At 64.6% G+C, this 17544-nt stretch carries 11 protein-coding genes; 6 read left to right on the top strand and 5 right to left on the bottom strand.

The features are described 5' to 3' along the window. Positions 1-16: 16 nt before the first annotated feature. Positions 17-463 (top strand): biopolymer transporter ExbD, encoded by a 447-nt coding sequence (locus QN413_RS17420; protein WP_323497832.1) that lies wholly within the window; start codon positions 17-19, stop codon positions 461-463. Positions 464-512: 49 nt separating this feature from the next. On the opposite strand, the gene QN413_RS17415 is transcribed toward QN413_RS17420, so the two are convergent. The 5 genes from QN413_RS17415 to glgB all read right to left on the bottom strand — a co-directional run bounded on the left by QN413_RS17415 (position 513) and on the right by glgB (position 10177). Further along, the gene (locus tag QN413_RS17415) at positions 513-3023 is read right to left on the bottom strand and encodes a glycogen/starch/alpha-glucan phosphorylase (RefSeq protein ID WP_323497831.1); all 2511 of its coding nucleotides are present in this window, start codon (positions 3021-3023) and stop codon (positions 513-515) included. A 38-nt stretch (positions 3024-3061) separates the two neighbouring features. Further along, positions 3062-4522, bottom strand: a complete 1461-nt coding sequence (glgA, locus tag QN413_RS17410) for a glycogen synthase GlgA (RefSeq protein ID WP_323497830.1) — start codon at positions 4520-4522, stop codon at positions 3062-3064. A gap of 6 nt (positions 4523-4528) precedes the next feature. After that, the gene (glgC, locus tag QN413_RS17405; protein ID WP_323497829.1) at positions 4529-5821 is read right to left on the bottom strand and encodes a glucose-1-phosphate adenylyltransferase; all 1293 of its coding nucleotides are present in this window, start codon (positions 5819-5821) and stop codon (positions 4529-4531) included. A 98-nt stretch (positions 5822-5919) separates the two neighbouring features. Next, entirely contained in the window at positions 5920-7974 is a 2055-nt protein-coding gene (gene glgX, locus QN413_RS17400; RefSeq protein ID WP_323497828.1) for a glycogen debranching protein GlgX, read from the bottom strand. A 28-nt stretch (positions 7975-8002) separates the two neighbouring features. Beyond that, positions 8003-10177: a 1,4-alpha-glucan branching protein GlgB gene (glgB, locus tag QN413_RS17395; RefSeq protein WP_323497827.1), complete on the bottom strand. Its 2175-nt coding sequence runs from the start codon at positions 10175-10177 to the stop codon at positions 8003-8005. Between the two features lie 178 nt (positions 10178-10355). Here glgB and leuS point away from each other — a divergent pair, with 178 nt between their 5' ends. The 5 genes from leuS (at position 10356) to gshA (ending at position 17473) form a co-directional block, all read left to right on the top strand. Continuing rightward, positions 10356-12986: a leucine--tRNA ligase gene (gene leuS, locus QN413_RS17390; RefSeq protein ID WP_323497826.1), complete on the top strand. Its 2631-nt coding sequence runs from the start codon at positions 10356-10358 to the stop codon at positions 12984-12986. An 18-nt stretch (positions 12987-13004) separates the two neighbouring features. After that, a complete protein-coding gene (gene lptE, locus QN413_RS17385; RefSeq protein WP_323497825.1) occupies positions 13005-13544 on the top strand; it encodes an LPS assembly lipoprotein LptE in 540 nt (179 codons plus the stop codon). Between the two features lie 27 nt (positions 13545-13571). Further along, entirely contained in the window at positions 13572-14621 is a 1050-nt protein-coding gene (holA, locus tag QN413_RS17380; protein WP_323497824.1) for a DNA polymerase III subunit delta, read from the top strand. A gap of 118 nt (positions 14622-14739) precedes the next feature. After that, entirely contained in the window at positions 14740-16032 is a 1293-nt protein-coding gene (locus QN413_RS17375) for a glutamate-5-semialdehyde dehydrogenase (RefSeq protein ID WP_323497823.1), read from the top strand. Positions 16033-16177: 145 nt separating this feature from the next. Further along, complete coding sequence (gene gshA / locus QN413_RS17370) at positions 16178-17473, top strand: glutamate--cysteine ligase (protein ID WP_323497822.1); 1296 nt, start codon at positions 16178-16180, stop codon at positions 17471-17473. Positions 17474-17544: the final 71 nt, after the last annotated feature.

Below are 17544 nucleotides of genomic sequence, written 5' to 3'. Positions count from 1 at the left end.
CCCGCGGAATACGCAAATGGCCTTTGGTCGCATTTCGCTCGGAAGCAGCCACGGTGGCACCGGCGGGCAACGTCCGCTCTCCGACATCAACGTGACGCCGCTGGTCGATGTCATGCTCGTGCTGTTGGTGATCTTCATCATCACCGCGCCGCTGATGGCCAGTTCGATCAAGCTCGATCTGCCGCAAACCGATGCCGGCCAACCGAACGACACGCCCAAGTTCGTGAGTCTGTCGGTCGACGCGGCCGGCAAGGTGTTCTTGAACGACCAGGCGGTGAGCGATGACGAACTCGCGAGTCGCTTGCAAAAAGCCGCCGCCAACAGCCGCGACACCGAGGTGCAACTGCGTGCCGACCATACGGTTCCGTACGGCAAGATCGTCGAGCTCATGGGCATCGCGAACAAGGCGGGCTTGAGCCGCATCGGCTTCGTGACCGAAGCGCCAACGCAGCCCGCGCGCTGACGCGAAGCCATCGGCCTCAAGGGCCGATGGCACGCGGAGGCTCAGACGTTCAAAGCACCACCGGCTTCGTATGCCAGATGTCGTGCGCGTATTCGGCAATGGTCCGGTCCGACGAAAACGCGCCCATGCCCGCCACGTTAAGGATCGCCATCCGCGTCCACGCATCCGCATCGCGGTACAGCGCATCGACCTTGCCTTGCGCCTCGATGTAGCTGGCGTAGTCGGCCAAGAGCAGATAGTGGTCGCCCCAGTTCACCAATGAGTCGTAGATGCCTTGGTAGCGCGAAGGCTCGCCGGGAGAGAACGCGCCGTCGCGCACCGCGTCCAGCACGCGCTGTAACTCGGGGTTGGCGCCGTAGATGTCGCGCGGCTGGTAGCCATGCAAGCGGATGTCCGCAACCTCCGGCGTGGTGTTGCCGAAGATGAAAATGTTCTCTGCGCCGACGTTGTCGCGCATCTCGACATTGGCGCCGTCGAGCGTGCCGATGGTCAGTGCGCCGTTGAGCGCGAACTTCATGTTGCCGGTGCCCGAAGCCTCGGTGCCGGCGGTTGAAATCTGCTCTGACAAATCGGCCGCCGGCATGATGATCTCGGCCAGGCTCACGCTGTAGTTTGGCAAGAAAACGACCTTCAGCAACTTGCCGACGCGTGGGTCGTTGTTGATGACTGCTGCCACGTCGTTGATGAGCCGAATCACCATCTTGGCAACTACATAGGCCGACGCCGCCTTGCCCGCGAACACCACCACGCGCGGCACGATGTCGATCGGTCCGCCCGCCGCGTGCGCGTCGAGGATGCGCTGGTAGCGCGTGATGACGTGCAGCACGTTAAGCAACTGGCGCTTGTATTCGTGGATGCGTTTGACCTGTACGTCGAACATTGCGTCGGTGTCGATCACCACGCCCATGTGCTGCTCGATCCAGTTGGCCAGGCGCAACTTGTTCTCGCGCTTTGCATGCCGGAACGCACGTGCGAAGGCGGGTTGTGCCGCCATCGGCTTCAACGCTTCGAGCTGCATCAGGTCGCGGCGCCAGCCCTTGCCGATGCGCTGGTCGAGCAGTGCGGCGAGCGACGGATTCGCCTGCGCCAGCCAGCGCCGCGGCGTCACGCCGTTGGTCTTGTTGTTGAAGCGCTCCGGAAAGATGCGGTTGAAGTCGGCAAAAATCGATTGCTTCATCAGCTCCGAATGCAGGCCCGACACGCCGTTGATCGAGTGGCTCGCCAGCACCGCGACGTACGCCATGCGCACGCGCCGCTCGCCCGACTCGTCGACCAGCGACAAGCGGCGAAGCAGCTCGACATCGTTGCCGACCTTCTGCGTCACGGTCGCGAGAAACTTCGCGTTCATGTCATAGATGATCTGAAGATGTCGCGGCAGGATGCGACCCATCATCTCGACCGGCCAGGTCTCCAGCGCCTCGTGCATCAGCGTGTGGTTGGTGTAGCTGAAGACCTTTTGCGTGGCAGCCCATGCCGTGTCCCAGTCGAGGTTGTGCTCGTCGAGCAGCAACCGCATCATCTCGGGCACCGCGAGCACTGGGTGCGTGTCGTTCAGGTGGATGCTGACTTTGTCGCCCAGCTGGTCGAAGGTGGTGTGGTTGCGCAGATAGCGGCGCAGCAAGTCCTGCACGCTGGCGCTGCAGAAAAAGTACTCCTGATGCAGCCGCAGCTCGCGGCCCGACGTTGTCGAGTCATCGGGGTACAGCACGCGAGAAACGTTCTCCGACTGGTTCTTGCTCTCGACCGCGACCATGTAGTTGCCCTTGTTGAAGGCAGACAGGTCGATCTCTTCGGTGGCACGGGCCGACCACAGGCGCAGCGTGTTTGTCGCTTGCGTGCCGTAGCCGGGAATGATGGTGTCGTAGGCCACGGCCAGCACGTCGTGCGTGTCGACCCAGTCGGCAGCGCCGTAGGGCGCGTTGTTGCCCTCACGCTTTTGCACATGGCCGCCGAAGCGCACGCGGTAGTTGACCTCGGGCCGCTGGAACTCCCACGGGTTGCCGCGTGTGAGCCAGTAGTCGGGCGTCTCCACTTGCTGGCCGTCGACGATGCGCTGGCGGAACATGCCGTATTCGTAGCGAATGCCGTAGCCCATGCCGGGAACGCCGAGCGTCGCCATCGAGTCGAGAAAACACGCGGCCAGGCGGCCGAGGCCACCGTTGCCGAGCGCCGCATCGGGCTCGCGTTCGGCCAGCGCCGACATGTCGACGCCGAAGTCGGCCAGCGCTTCGCGCACGGTGTCGTAGAGGTCGACCGCCAGCAGCGCGTTCGTGAACGTGCGCCCGATCAAAAACTCCATCGAGAGGTAGTACACGCGCTTCACGTCTTGCTGGTACTGCGCACGGGTCGTGGTCATCCAGCGTTCGACCAGTTGGTCTCGCACGGCCAACGCGGTAGCGTTGAGCCAGTCGTCCTGGCTGGCCGCGACTGGGTCTTTGCCGACCGCGTAGATCAGTTTGTTCGCAACAGCGCGTTTGAAAGCGGCGACGTCACGATCGGGATGGTCGTATTCGAAAGTTTTGATAGGTGTCGCTGCGGTCGTGGGCGTCGTTGTGGTCATAAAGTGTTCGCAGAGGTTGTGAGGGGGCTTGGAAGCCGTCAGGCGATGGCCTGTTGATAGACCGCGATGTATTGCGCGGCGGCGGTTGCCCAGTCGACAGGGCGGCGCATGGCGGTGGCGCGAACGCGTTTCCAATCCGTCGGACGCCGGTACAGGGCGAAGGCACGACGCATGGCGCGCGCGTAGTCGCCGGGCTCGAAGCGGTCGAAGACAAAGCCGGTGGCCTCGCCGTCCGCCATGTCCTCGAGTGTGGTGTCGACCACTGTATCGGCCAATCCGCCAACGCGGCGCACCAGCGGCAGGCAACCATACTTGAGTCCGTACATCTGCGTGAGGCCGCAGGGTTCGAAAAGCGAGGGCACCAGCGTCACGTCGCCGGCGCCGAAGAGCTGGTGTGCCAGCGACTCGTTGTACCCGATGGTCACGCTCACCGACTGCGGCATGGCGACAGCGCGATGGCGAAACGCATCTTCGAGCCAGGCGTCACCGCCACCGAGGAGCGCCAGCTGGCCGCCCTGTTCGAGCAGCGCATCGAGACCGCTCAGCACGAGGTGCAGTCCTTTCTGTTCTGTCAGTCGGCTGACCACGATGAAGAGCGGGGCATCGGGCAATTCGGAAAGGCCGAGCTGTCGCTGCAGTGCTGCTTTGCTGAGCGCCTTTCCGGCCATGCGCCGAGCTTCAAAGCGGTCGGCCAGCAGTGTGTCGTTGGCCGGGTTCCAGACCTGGTCGTCGACCGCGTTGAGGATGCCGGTGAGCACGCCGTTGCGCGCGCGCAGCAAGCCATCGAGGCCGAAGCCCTGCTCGGACGTCTGGATCTCGCGGGCGTAGGTCGGGCTGACGGTGGTGAGGCGGTCGGCGTAGTACAGCCCGCTTTTCATGAAAGACAACTGGCCGTGATACTCGAGCCCGTTCACCTGGAATGCCGGACCTGGCAGGCCGAGGTCGGCGAAATGCCACGGCGCGAAAACGCCCTGGTAGGCCAGGTTGTGCACGGTGAAGACACTGCCGACGCGCGGTCCGGCTGGCCGCTGGGCAAAGGCCAGGTACGCGGGTACGAGGCCGGCGTGCCAGTCATGGGCGTGCACCACCTGCGGCTGCCAGGCCGTATCGAGCCCTTGGGCCAATTGCGCGCCGGCCCAGCCGAGCAACGCGAAACGGCGGTGGTTGTCGTCGTAGGGCTGGCGATCGGCGTTTTCGTAAGGGTTGCCCGGCCGGTCGTACAACGCAGGCGCATCGATGACGTAGGCAGGAACATCGGGTGCGCCAGTTGTTTGAACGCGGCCGAACAGCAAGCGGCTGGTGTCGCCCCGCGGCGCCCGCAATTCGGCTACGGGCGCCAGGTCGACAACGCCTGCAAGGATGGCTGGAAAGCCAGGCAGCAACACGCGCACCTCCTGCCCGGCAGCTGCGAGCGCGATCGGCAACGCGCCGGCCACGTCGGCCAGGCCACCGGTCTTGAGGAGGGGAAAAAGTTCGGCGCTGACCTGGAGAATTCGCATCGGCGCTCAGATTTCGAGACGCTTGAGCATCTCGCGGGTGACCAGTGTCACGCCGGCCTCGGTGCGCTCGAAGCGTGCTGCGTCGGCGGCCGGGTCTTCGCCGATGACCATGTCGTCGGGGATCGTGCAGCCGCGGTCGATCACCACTTTTTTAAGGCGCGCCCCGCGTCCGATCTCTACGTCGGGCAGCAGCACGGCCTCGGTGATGTCGCAGAACGAATGAATACGTACGCCCGAGAACAGCACCGAATTGCTGACGGAGGAGCCCGAAACGATGCAACCGCCCGACACGATGGTGTTGAAGGTCATGCCGTTCTTGCCGTCGCGGTCAAGAACGAACTTGGCCGGCGGCAGTTGCCTCTGGTAGGTCCAGATGGGCCAGTCGGTGTCATAGATGTCGAGCTCGGGAGTGATGGAAGCCAGATCGAGGTTGGCCGCCCAAAATGCATCAATCGTGCCCACGTCACGCCAGTAAGCCTTGGCGCCGGGTCCGCGTGGCCCGCGCGTTACGCACGACATGCCGAACGGATGCGCGAGTGCGCGCCCTTCGGCCACCGCCCGGGGAATGATGTCCTTGCCGAAGTCGTGATCCGAATCCGGATCGAGGTTGTCTTCTTCGAGCAGTTGGTAGAGGTACTGCGAGTCGAACACGTAGATGCCCATGCTGGCCAGCGCGACATCCGGGTTGCCGGGCATCGCGGGCGGGTCCGCAGGCTTTTCGAGGAATGCGGTGATGGTGCGGTCTTCGTTGATCGCCATCACGCCGAAAGCCGTGGCCTCCATCCGCGGCACTTCGATGCAGCCGACGGTGCAGCCCAGGCCGCGCTCGGCATGGTCCTTGACCATGATCGAATAATCCATCTTGTAGATGTGATCACCGGCCAGGACCACCACGTAGTCGTGCTTCGTCGACCGGGTCTGGAGGATGTCGAGGTTCTGGAACACCGCGTCGGCCGTGCCGCGATACCAGTGCTCGTCACCCACGCGCTGCTGCGCAGGCAGCACATCGACCATCTCGTTGAGTTCGGCCCGCAAGAAGCTCCAGCCGCGTTGCAAGTGACGCATCAGTGAATGCGACTTGTATTGCGTGACCACCGCCATGCGCCGGATACCGGAGTTAAGGCAATTCGACAGCGCGAAATCGATGATTCGGAACTTGCCGCCGAAGTACACGGCCGGCTTGGCGCGCCGGTCGGTGAGCTGCTTCAGCCGCGAGCCGCGGCCGCCGGCAAGCACGAGGGCGATGGTGCGGCGCACGAGCTGGTGCGCCTCGAGAGTGACTGGCGTGGGTTGGTCCATGGTGTGTCTCCGTCTGTCTTTGTTGGTTCGTTCGTCTGCAGTTCTTGTCCAGATCCTTGCCTCGATTCCAGCCTAGCACCGGCACGCGCGCATGGCTCCTACGTTCTTGCAATCCACAGACTCGCAGGTGCCACACGGACGCTTGCCGGCAACGGCTGCGATGCGACGGATTCGTCTTGCGCCGGGTCGGTAGCGAGGCAGCCACGCCAGGTGCCCTCGGGCAACCGGAAGTCGACGGGCGCGGCGCCTGAATTCACCAGCACGAGCCGCATCCCTTCGCCGGCGGCGGCACCCGGGAGTGGATCGAACCGGATTGCAAGGGCCGTGCCTTGCCAGTCTGCAGCTGTCATTGGTTGGGCATCCGGGCGCAACCAATGGACACCCGCAGAAGCGGCATCGCCGGCAAGCCACCAATGCGCGTTGCGCAGCGCCGGCGACTCGCGGCGCAATGCCGTGAGCCGCGCGATGAAGGGCGCAAGCGACGCATCGGCTGCGGCCCAGTCGAGCCAGGTCAGCTCGCTGTCCTGGCAGTAGGCGTTGTTGTTGCCTTGTTGCGTGTGGCCGAGGTCGTCGCCAGCCAGCAGCATGGGCGTGCCTTGCGAGAGCAGCAGTGTTGCCAGCAATACCCGCTGCAGGCGCGTGCGTTCGGCCTGCACTGCCGGGTCGTCGCTCGGCCCTTCGACACCGCAGTTGCGGCTCATGTTGTGGCTCGTGCCGTCGCGGTTGCTCTCGCCATTGGCGAGGTTGTGGCGCTCGTCGTAGCTGACCACGTCGCGCAGCGTGAAGCCGTCGTGCGCCGTCACGAAGTTCACGCTCGCGGTCGGTGCCCGCGCGTCATGGCGAAACTGCTCGCTCGATGCGGTGAAACGGTGCGCGAAGTCACCGAGGCCCGCGCTGCCGTCGCGACCCTGTCGTACCCAAAAGCCGCGCTGGGTGTCGCGGTAACGGTCGTTCCATTCGAGCCAGCCGGAAGGAAAGGCGCCGAGCTGGTAGCCACCGGGTCCGATGTCCCAGGGCTCGGCGATCAGCAGCACACGCGACAAGACAGGGTCTTGCGCTACCGCGGCGAAAAAGGGCGCGCGCCGGTCGAAACCGGTCACCGCATCGCGGCCGAGCACCGGCGCCAGATCGAACCGAAAGCCATCGACGCCGAACTCGGTGACCCAGTAGCGCAGGCTGTCCATCACGAGCTGCACGACGCGGGGTTCGTCGAGCTTCAGGCAGTTGCCGCAGCCGGTCCAGTTCTCGTATAGCGCGCGATCGTCCGGGCGCAGGTGGTAGTACAGCGCGTTGTCGATGCCGCGCATCGACAGTGTCGGGCCGAGTTCATCGGTTTCGGCGCTGTGGTTGTAGACCACGTCGATCACCAGTTCCATGCCGCGCGCATGCACCGCGTCGGCCATCGCGCGGAACTCGCTCGCCGGCGTGGTGCCGACCTGGCCGCTCCAGTAGCGCAGCTCCGGGGCGAACCAGCCGATGGTGTTGTAGCCCCAGTAGTTGCTGAGCCCCATGCCGAGCAGCCGCTGCTCGTCGGCACGGTGCTGCACCGGCATCAGGCTCAGCGTGGTGACGCCGAGTCGCTGCAGGTGATCGAGCACCGCCGGCTGCGCCAGTCCCGCGTAGCTGCCGCGCAGTGCTTCGGGCACAGAGGGGTGCAGACGCGTATGGCCGCGCACGTGCGCTTCGTAAAGCACGCGTTCGCTGGCCGCGATGCGGGCGCGACCGGCTGGCGCGGTAGGCAGCGGCGCTGCCACGCACGCTTTGAGTGCCACCGATGCGTTGTCGCGGCGATCAGGCTGCGTCGCGTCTCTGGCATCGTGGCCAGCGAAGATTTCTTTACCACCGTAGCGACCGTTGATGGCGCGCGCGTAGGGGTCGAGCAACACCTTGGCCGGATTGAAGCGGTGCCCGTCTCTGGGCGACCACGGACCGTGCACCCGGTAGCCGTAGATCAAGCCCGCCCGGCCGCTCGGGAGCTGCCCGTGCCATACGCCATCGGTGCAGGCGGGCAGCGCGAGACGCTGTTGCTCGTGCTTGCCGGAGCTGTCGAACAGGCACAACTCGACCTTGGTCGCGTTAGGCGCGACGAGGGCGAAGTTGACGCCTTGCGGGGTTGGCGTGGCGCCCAGGGGGTAGGGGTGGCCTGTGTTCATCGTGCTGTCTTCATCTTGTCGTGTCGATTCAAACCAGCACCCACATCAACGTCCCCAGCGGCGGCACATCCACGGCGACCGAATGCTCCTTGCCATGCCACCGCACCAGCTCGCTCCAGACCGTGCCGTTGCCGACACCGCTGCCGCCGTACGCCGTGCTGTCGGTGTTCAGGATCTCGCGATAGGCGCCGGCGACGGGCACGCCGAGGCGATAGCCACGTCGCACCACCGGCGTGAAGTTGCACACCACGATGACGAAGGTGCCATCGCGGGCGCGGCGGATGAAGGCGAAGACCGACTGGTCGGCGTCGTCGTGCACGATCCATTCGAAGCCCGGCCCTTCGTTGTCGAGTTCGTGCAGTGCGGGAAAGTGCCGGTACACGTTGTTGAGATCGCGCACCAGGCGCTGCACCCCTTGATGCGGCGCGCGGTCGAGCAGGTGCCAGTCGAGGCTCTGGTCGGCGTTCCACTCGGCGATCTGTGCAAATTCGCCGCCCATGAAGAGCAGCTTCTTGCCGGGGTACGCCCAGAGGTAGCCGTAGAGGTTGCGCAGGCCAGCGAACTTCTGCCATTCGTCGCCCGGCATGCGGCCGATCATCGAGCCCTTGCCGTGCACCACTTCGTCGTGCGACAGCGGCAGCACGAAATTCTCGGAGTGCGCGTACATCAGGCCGAACGTGATCTTCTGATGGTGGTGCTTTCGGTGCAGCGAGTCGGTGCCGGCATAGGCCAGCGTGTCGTTCATCCAGCCCATGTTCCATTTGTAGTGGAAGCCGAGCCCGCCGCTGTGGCCGTCTTCGGAGGGCGGACGTGTCACACCGGGGAAGCTCGTCGACTCTTCGGCGATCGTCACTGCGCCCGGCCGCTCGACACCGAGTACGCGGTTCATGCGGCGCAGGAACTCGATGGCTTCGAGGTTCTCGCGACCGCCGTGAGCATTCGGCACCCACTGACCCGGCTCGCGGCTGTAGTCGCGATACAGCATCGACGCCACCGCATCGACGCGCAGACCATCGACACCGTAGCGTTCCAGCCAATACAACGCGTTGCCGACCAGGTAGTTGCGAACCTCGGGGCGCGCGTAATTGAAGATCAGCGTCTTCCAGTCGTTGTGGAAGCCCTCTCGCGGGTCGGCGTACTCGTACAGGGGCGTGCCGTCGAAATTGCCAAGGCCGTGCGCGTCCGTCGGAAAGTGCGCTGGCACCCAGTCGAGGATGACGCCGAGCCCCGCTTCGTGCGCGGCTGCCACCAGAAAGCGAAAGTCCTCCGGCGTGCCGAAGCGCGACGTCGGCGCATACAGGCCGACCGGCTGATAGCCCCACGAGCCATCGAACGGATGCTCGCTGACGGGCAGCAATTCGAGGTGCGTGAAACCCAGGTCGCGTGTATACGGCACCAGCGTTTCGGCCAGTTCGCGGTAGTTGAGCCACTCACCGTGGTTGCGACGCCATGAGCCCAGGTGCACTTCATAAATGCTGATGGGCGCATCGCGCTGGTTGGCTTCGGCGCGGCCTTTGGGCATCGACACAGCAGCAGGCAGCGGCCGCACCACGCAGGCCGTATGCGGGCGCAACTGCGCAGAGAACGCAAACGGATCGGCCTTGCGCTGCACCGTGCCATCGGCGAAGAGCAGCTCGAACTGGTAGCTGTCGCCCGCCATCAGGTGCGGCGCGAACATTTCCCAGACACCGCACTCGCGTCTGAGCCGCATCATGTGACGGCGTGCATCCCACTGGTTAAAGTCGCCCACCACCGATACGCGGCGCGCGTGCGGCGCCCACACCGCAAAGGCGACGCCGCGCACGCCGTCGACCTCCCGCAAGTGCGCACCGAGCTGCTCGTAAGGCCGCAGATGCGTGCCTTCGGCCAGCAGCCAGACATCGGTCTCGCCCAGCACGGGGCCAAAACGGTAGGGGTCGTCGAGCTCCGATGTGTGACCACCCCAGTCGACCTGAAAGAGGTAGCCGAGTCGGGCCGGCGCAGCGGGCACCAGCGCCGAAAAAAGATCGGTATCGCCATGCCGGGCCAGCACCGCGAGCGGGTCGCCCGAGCGCGCGTGCACGGCCGTCACCGAGCGGGCGCCGGGCAGCAGTGCCCGGATCGTGAGGCCGGCGCTGGTTTCGTGCGGGCCGAGCACCGCGAACGGGTCGCCGTGTTCGGCGCGCATCAGCGCGTTGATTTCTGAATCGGGCAGCAGGGCCATCGGTCAGCGGGCTTCCCAAAAGACACCGGACAACGCGCGGGTCGCGTTTTGCGCGGGGTCGAAATCATTGTGGCACGCGAAAACGGGGCTGGCCGCATGGCGGAGGCGCCAACGTGCTGCCACCCGCGATAATCCGCCTTCCCCCGGCCGCCCGGTGCCGGGCTCCTGCCGAATTGCCATGAACCCCAGCTACAAACCCAGCGACGTCGAGTCGGCCGCCCAGGCCCAGTGGACCGCTGTCGACGCCTACCGCGTCATCGAAGACGCGAAGCGTAAGAAATATTACGCCTGCTCGATGCTGCCCTACCCGAGCGGCAAGCTGCACATGGGCCATGTGCGCAACTACACGATCAACGACATGCTGGTGCGCTACCTGCGCATGTGCGGCTACAACGTGTTGATGCCGATGGGCTGGGACGCTTTCGGCCTGCCCGCGGAAAACGCCGCCATCAAGAACGGTGTGCCGCCAGCTAGGTGGACCCACGAAAACATCGACTACATGCGCAGCCAGCTGCAGGCGATGGGACTGGCGATCGACTGGAGCCGCGAGATCGCCACCTGCGACCCGAGCTATTACAAGTGGAACCAGTGGCTCTTCCTGAAGATGCTCGAAAAAGGCATCGCTTATCGCAAGACCCAGGTCGTCAACTGGGACCCGGTCGACCAGACCGTGCTGGCCAATGAACAGGTGATCGACGGCAAGGGCTGGCGCACTGGTGCAACCGTCGAAAAGCGTGAAATCCCCGGCTACTACCTGAAGATCAGCGCTTACGCGCCTGAGCTGCTCGAGCACACCCAACACAAGCTGCCGGGCTGGCCCGAGCGCGTGAAGACGATGCAGGAGAACTGGATCGGCAAGAGCGAAGGCGTGCGCTTCGCCTTCCCTCACGGTATCGAGGATGGCAGCGGCCAATTGATCCAGGACGGCCGCATGTACGTCTTCACGACGCGCGCCGACACCATCATGGGCGTGACCTTCTGCGCCGTCGCGCCGGAGCATCCGCTGGCGCTGCACGCCGCGAAGACGAATCCGAAAGTCGCGGCCTTCATCGAGGAAGTCAAGGGCGGTGGCACCACCGAGGCCGAACTCGCGACGCAGGAGAAGAAGGGCGTCGACACCGGCATGGTCGTGATGCACCCGATCACCGACGAGCCGATCCCGGTGTGGGTCGGCAACTACGTGCTGATCGGTTACGGCGATGGCGCGGTGATGGGCGTGCCGGCACATGACGAGCGCGATTTCGCCTTTGCCAACAAATACGGCATCGAGATCATCCAGGTGGTGCTGGTCGACGACGAGCCGCACTTCGACTATCACAAGTGGCAGGATTGGTACGCCGACAAGCAGCGCGGCGTGACCATCAATTCCGACAACTTCAGCGGCATGCCGTTCAAGGAGGCGGTGGCTGCGGTGGCTCATGCGCTGCAGCACAAAGGCCTGGGTGAACTGCAGACGACATGGCGGCTGCGTGACTGGGGCGTGAGCCGCCAGCGCTATTGGGGCACGCCGATCCCCATCATCCACTGCGACGAGCACGGCGCGGTGCCGGTGCCCGAGAAGGATCTGCCCGTCATCTTGCCGACCGACTGCGTGCCCGACGGCTCCGGCAACCCTCTGATCAAGCACGAAGGTTTCCACGCCGGCGTCGTCTGCCCCGTGTGCGGCAAGCCTGCTCGGCGCGAGACCGACACGATGGACACCTTCGTGGATTCATCCTGGTACTTCATGCGCTACTGCGACCCCAAGAACGACCAGGCTATGGTCGGCGAAGGCGCGGCGTACTGGATGCCGATGGACCAGTACATCGGCGGCATCGAACACGCCATCCTGCATTTGCTCTACGCCCGCTTCTGGACCAAGGTCATGCGCGACCTTGGCCTGGTGACCATCGACGAGCCCTTCGCCAAGCTGCTGACGCAGGGCATGGTGCTCAACCACATCTACTACCACCGCGACGACAAGGGCGGCAAGCACTACCACCCGCCGCTCGAGGTGACGCCGACGCTCGATGCCGCGGGCCGCATCGTCGGCGGCACGGTGGCCGGTGGTCGCAAGGTCGAATACGGCGGTGTCGGCAAGATGGGCAAAAGCGAGCGCAACGGCGTCGACCCGCAAGACCTGATCGAGAAGTACGGCGCCGACACGGCTCGCCTGTACACGATGTTCACCGCGCCGCCCGAGGCGACGCTGGAGTGGAACGACGCGGCGGTCGAAGGCAGTTCGCGCTTCTTGCGGCGCGTGTGGAATTTCGGCGTCGCGCTGGCTGCATCGGCTGCAGGCAAGGGCGCTGCCCCCGCCTTCGGCAAGAGCGCGCAGTTGCTGCGTCGCGAGGTGCACAGCGTATTGCGTCAGGTCGACTACGACTACCAGCGCATGCAGTACAACACGGTGGTGTCGGGCGCGATGAAGCTCCTGAACGCACTGGACGCCTTCAAGCCCGACGGCAGCGCCGGTGACTCCGCGGCGGTGCGCGAAGGCTTCGGCATCCTGCTGCGCTGCCTGTATCCGGCAACGCCGCACATCACGCACCAGCTCTGGCTGGCGCTCGGTTACGACCAGCAATTCGGCGACTTGCTCGATGCGCCCTGGCCGGCCGTCGACGTGGCGGCACTGGCGCAAGACGAGGTCGAATTGATGTTGCAGATCAACGGCAAGCTGCGTGGCGCGGTGAGCGTACCCACGGGTGCGTCGAAGCAGGAGATCGAGAAGATCGTGCTGGCCAGCGAAGCCTTCGCAACCCACGCGCAGGGCGCGGTGCCGAAGCGCGTCATCGTGGTGCCGGGTCGGCTGGTCAACGTCGTGCTCTGACGTGGTGGAATGAAACGCATGAAATCCTCTTTTTCAACGTCGCGCCGTCGCGTGCTTGCCATGTCGGCGATGACGCTCGGCGGCACCATCGCAATCTCCGGGCTGGCCGGTTGCGGCTTCGAGCTGCGCAAGCCGCCGGTGTTCGCTTTCAAGACCATAGCGGTGCGAGGCACTTCCGCAACCGTGAATCTGCTGCGCCGTAACTTGCGCGCGACCGGCACGCTCACTGTGGTCGAGATCGGCAAGGCCGGTGAGCCGGTGGTGGCCGATGCCATCCTCGAAGTGGTCAGCGAAGACCGCACACGTGTCGTGCTGTCGACCAATGCCGCCGGTGAAGTGCGCGAACTCGATCTGGTACTTAACTTCAAGTTCAAGCTCTCCACGCCGGCTGGCAAGGAACTGTTGCCGACCACCACTATCGAGCAACGGCGCGACCTGACCTACAACGAGACGAATGCCATCGCCAAGGAGAGCGAGGCCGACTTGCTGTACCGCGACATGCAGAACGACATCGCCCAGCAGACCGTGCGCCGGCTCGGCGCGGTCAAGCAGCTCTGATAGAGCAGATCTGAAAGTCACGTCCCCATGCAGCTCTCCGCGGCACAACTCGCCGGGCACCTGAAGCAGGCGCTGCGGCCGCTTTACACAGTGCACGGCGACGAGCCGTTGCTCGCACAGGAGGCCGCCGATGCCATCCGCGCCACCGCCCGTGAGCAGGGCTACACCGAGCGTAGCTCGTACACCGCCTCCGGCGCGCACTTCGACTGGAGTGCCGTGCTCGCGGCAGGCGGTTCGTTAAGCCTGTTCGCCGACAAGCAGATCGTCGAAATCCGCGTGCCGTCGGGCAAGCCGGGCAAAGACGGCAGCGCCGCGCTGCAGCAGATCGCCGAGGCGGCGCGTGGCAACGACAGCACGCTGACGCTGGTGCTGCTGCCCAAGCTCGACAAGGCGACGCGCACCGGTGCCTGGTTCTCGGCGCTGGAAAACCATGGCGTGAGTTTGCAGGTCGATCCGGTCGAGCGCGGGGCACTGCCGCAGTGGATCGCGCAGCGTCTGGCGACACAGAGTCAGCGCGTGAAGGCAGGCGAAGAAGGCCAGCGCACGCTGCAGTTTTTTGCCGATCGGGTCGAGGGCAACCTGCTCGCCGCCCACCAGGAAATCCAGAAATTGGCGTTGCTGTACCCGGCCGGCGAGCTGAGTTGGGAGCAGGTCGAAGGCGCAGTCAACAACGTTGCGCGCTACGACGTGTTCAAGTTGTCCGAGGCGGTGTTGGCGGGCCATCCGCAACGCGTGGCGCGCATGCTCGACGGCCTCAGGGCCGAAGGCGAGGCCGAGGTGCTGGTGCACTACGCGCTGGCCGAAGACATCCGCGCGCTAAAGCGCGTCAAGGACGCGATGGCCGCGGGTCGGCCGCTACCGATGGCGCTGCGCGAAAACCGCATCTGGGGCGCACGCGAGCGGGCGTTCGAGCGCGTGCTGCCGCGCATCGACGATCGCGCGCTGGCCCGCATGCTGCGCGCTGCGCACATCGTCGACGGTATCGTCAAAGGGCTGAAGCAGCCGGATTGGCCGGCCAGTGGCTGGCAGGCTTTGCAGCGGCTGGCGTTCATGCTGTGCCGCAGCTGCGCGGCATGATTCGCGGGCTGGGTCGCGGCCTTCTGATCTGACCGATCAAATCAGATCGGTCCAGCGTCGCAAGGCGTCACACAGCGTGGGCAAGCGACTGGGTTCCGAGGCGCGGCAAAATAGAGCGATGAACGCGTTCAATGTCCACGAGCACATGCAAGCCCTCGGTTTGCAGGCAAAAACAGCGTCGGCCGTCATGGCTCGCGCCGATGCCGCCACCAAGATAAAAGCGTTGAAGGCGCTGGCCCGGCGCTTGCGCGAGGCCGGTCCGGCGCTGGAGATCGCTAATCGGCAAGACCTGGAGCGCGCCACGGTTGCCGGTCTGTCAGAACCGATGATCGACCGGCTCAAGCTCACGCCCAAGGTGATCGCCACCGTCGCCGAGGGCTGTGAGCAACTTGCCGCGATGCCCGATGTCATCGGCGAAATCATCGGCATGAAGCAGCAACCCAGCGGCATCCGCGTTGGTCAGATGCGCGTGCCGCTCGGCGTGTTCGGCATGATCTACGAGAGTCGGCCCAACGTGACGATCGAGGCGGCCAGCCTCGCCATCAAGAGCGGCAATGCGGCGATCCTGCGTGGTGGCTCCGAGGCGATCGAATCGAACAAGGCGCTGGCACAACTGGTGAGCGACGCGCTGGCCGAGGCCGGCTTGCCGCGCGAAGCGGTGCAGCTGGTGCAAACCACCGACCGTGAAGCTGTCGGCCATTTGATCGCGATGCCCCAGTTTGTCGATGTGATCATTCCGCGTGGCGGCAAGGGGCTGATCGAGCGCATCAGCCGCGACGCCAAGGTGCCCGTCATCAAACACCTCGACGGCAATTGTCATGTGTACATCGACAGCACCGCCGAACTGACGATGGCGCTGGCCATCGTCGACAACGCCAAGACGCAGAAGTACAGCCCGTGTAACGCGGCGGAGGGGCTGCTGGTGGCCGAGAGCGTGGCAGCGACCTTCTTGCCGATGATCGGGGCCGTGTTCGCGGCCAAGGGTGTCGAGATGCGCTGCGATCCCAAGGCTGCGCGCGTCCTGCGGGGCGAGGGCGCGGTCGAAGCAGGTTCGCTGGTGGTCGATGCCGTCGAGTCCGACTGGTCCGAGGAATATCTGGCAGCCGTCATCAGCATCAAGGTGGTGAGCGATGTCGACGAAGCGATCGCGCACATCAACCACTATTCGAGCCACCATACCGATGCCATCGTCACGCGCGACCACGTCAATGCGCAGCGATTTTTGCGCGAGGTCGATTCGGCCAGCGTGATCGTCAATGCCAGCACGCGCTTTGCAGATGGCTTCGAGTTCGGCCTCGGTGCCGAAATCGGCATCAGCACCGACAAGTTTCACGCACGCGGCCCGGTGGGGATCGAGGGTCTGACTTCGTTGAAATACGTTGTGCTGGGCCAGGGCGAGACCAGAAGCTGATCGGCATGCGAGCGAGGGCGGTCGACGGCAACTTCGGGCGTGCCGATTTGCGCACTGCGGGTTGTCATCCAGCGGTCAGGCCCCAAATCCTACAATCCCGATCCTGCTTTCTTGCACAAAGCGCCAACAACAACAAGGCCGCCGCATGGTCCCGCATCTCGTCACCGCCCTGAACGGCCCGATCAACGAACTTGAGCAACGCGTGCTCGACTCGATGTCTGCCATCGAGCGCTGGTTCCGGCTCGAATGGATGGAGCACACGCCGCCGTTCTATACCTCGGTCGATGTTCGCAACGCCGGCTTCAAGCTGGCGCCGGTCGACACCAACCTGTTTCCGGGGGGCTGGAACAACCTCACCAAAGAGATGCTGCCGCTGGCAGTGCAGGCCGCACAGGCAGCCATCGAAAAGATCTGTCCCGAAGCACGCAACCTGCTGGTCATTCCGGAAAATCATTCGCGCAACACGTTCTACCTGGCCAACGTGCTCCAGCTTGTGCACATCTTCAAGATGGCCGGGCTTAATGTGCGGGTCGGCTCGATCGATCCGGCGATCAAGTCGCCCAAGAAGATCGAACTGCCCAATGGCGAGAGCATTTGCCTGGAGCCGGTGGTGCGCACCAAGCGCCGGCTGGGTCTCAAAAACTTCGATCCCTGCACCATCCTGCTGAACAACGACCTTGCTGCAGGAACGCCTGGCATCCTGGAAGACCTGCATGAGCAATACCTGTTGCCGCCATTGCATGCCGGTTGGTCGGTGCGCCGCAAGAGCAACCATGCGCACAGCTACGAAGAGCTCACCAAGCGCTTCGGCAAACTGCTCGGCATCGACCCCTGGCTGATCAATCCGATGACCTCCAAGGCCGATGGCGTCAATTTCGCGGAGGGTATGGGGACCGATGTGCTCACGAGCCACGTCGACGCCATGCTCACCAAGGTGCGCCGCAAGTACAAGGAATACGGCATTAACGAGAAGCCGTTCGTCATCGTCAAGGCCGACAACGGCAACCACGGCATGGGCGTGATGACGGTGCGCGATGTGAAGGAGCTCGAAGCCCTCGACAAGAAGACTCGAGGCAAGATGAGCAGCACCCGCAGCGGGCTGGAGGTCAACGAAGTGATCGTGCAGGAGGGCGTGCTGACCAACGAGCGGGTACACAACGGCGTGGCCGAGCCGGTCGTCTACATGATGGACCGCTACGTGGTCGGCGGCTTCTATCGGGTGCACGCCGAACGCAGTTCCGACGAAAGCCTCAACTCGCCGGGTTCGAGCTTTGTGCCACTGGCGTTCTCGGAGAGCGCCCACATGCCCCAGCCGGGCGCCAAGCCGGGTGCCAGCGCGCCCAACCGCTTCTACATGTACGGCGTGATCGGTCGATTGGCGATGGTGGCGGCCAGCTACGAACTGGAAGCAACCAACCCTGACGCCGAAGTCTACGAATAAGGGCGGGCGGGGGAGCACAATCCGTCTCCTACCAATTGAGCGACGACCGTCCGGGAGGGCGGCCACGTTGC

It is taken from the genome of Variovorax sp. LG9.2 (genome assembly GCF_035018885.1).
In the GTDB taxonomy this organism is placed as follows: Bacteria; Pseudomonadota; Gammaproteobacteria; order Burkholderiales; family Burkholderiaceae_C; genus Variovorax.
Note: the sequence above shows the minus strand (reverse complement) of the source record. Positions and strands in the feature narration are given on the sequence as shown.

Bases quoted from the DNA above. Each gene is read 5' to 3' on its own strand.
- QN413_RS17420 (WP_323497832.1), top strand. From the start codon at position 17: ATGGCCTTTGGTCGCATTTCGCTCGGAAGCAGCCACGGTGGCACCGGC.
- QN413_RS17415 (WP_323497831.1), bottom strand. From the start codon at position 3,023: ATGACCACAACGACGCCCACGACCGCAGCGACACCTATCAAAACTTTC.
- glgA (WP_323497830.1), bottom strand. From the start codon at position 4,522: ATGCGAATTCTCCAGGTCAGCGCCGAACTTTTTCCCCTCCTCAAGACC.
- glgC (WP_323497829.1), bottom strand. From the start codon at position 5,821: ATGGACCAACCCACGCCAGTCACTCTCGAGGCGCACCAGCTCGTGCGC.
- glgX (WP_323497828.1), bottom strand. From the start codon at position 7,974: ATGAACACAGGCCACCCCTACCCCCTGGGCGCCACGCCAACCCCGCAA.
- glgB (WP_323497827.1), bottom strand. From the start codon at position 10,177: ATGGCCCTGCTGCCCGATTCAGAAATCAACGCGCTGATGCGCGCCGAA.
- leuS (WP_323497826.1), top strand. From the start codon at position 10,356: ATGAACCCCAGCTACAAACCCAGCGACGTCGAGTCGGCCGCCCAGGCC.
- lptE (WP_323497825.1), top strand. From the start codon at position 13,005: ATGAAATCCTCTTTTTCAACGTCGCGCCGTCGCGTGCTTGCCATGTCG.
- holA (WP_323497824.1), top strand. From the start codon at position 13,572: ATGCAGCTCTCCGCGGCACAACTCGCCGGGCACCTGAAGCAGGCGCTG.
- QN413_RS17375 (WP_323497823.1), top strand. From the start codon at position 14,740: ATGAACGCGTTCAATGTCCACGAGCACATGCAAGCCCTCGGTTTGCAG.
- gshA (WP_323497822.1), top strand. From the start codon at position 16,178: ATGGTCCCGCATCTCGTCACCGCCCTGAACGGCCCGATCAACGAACTT.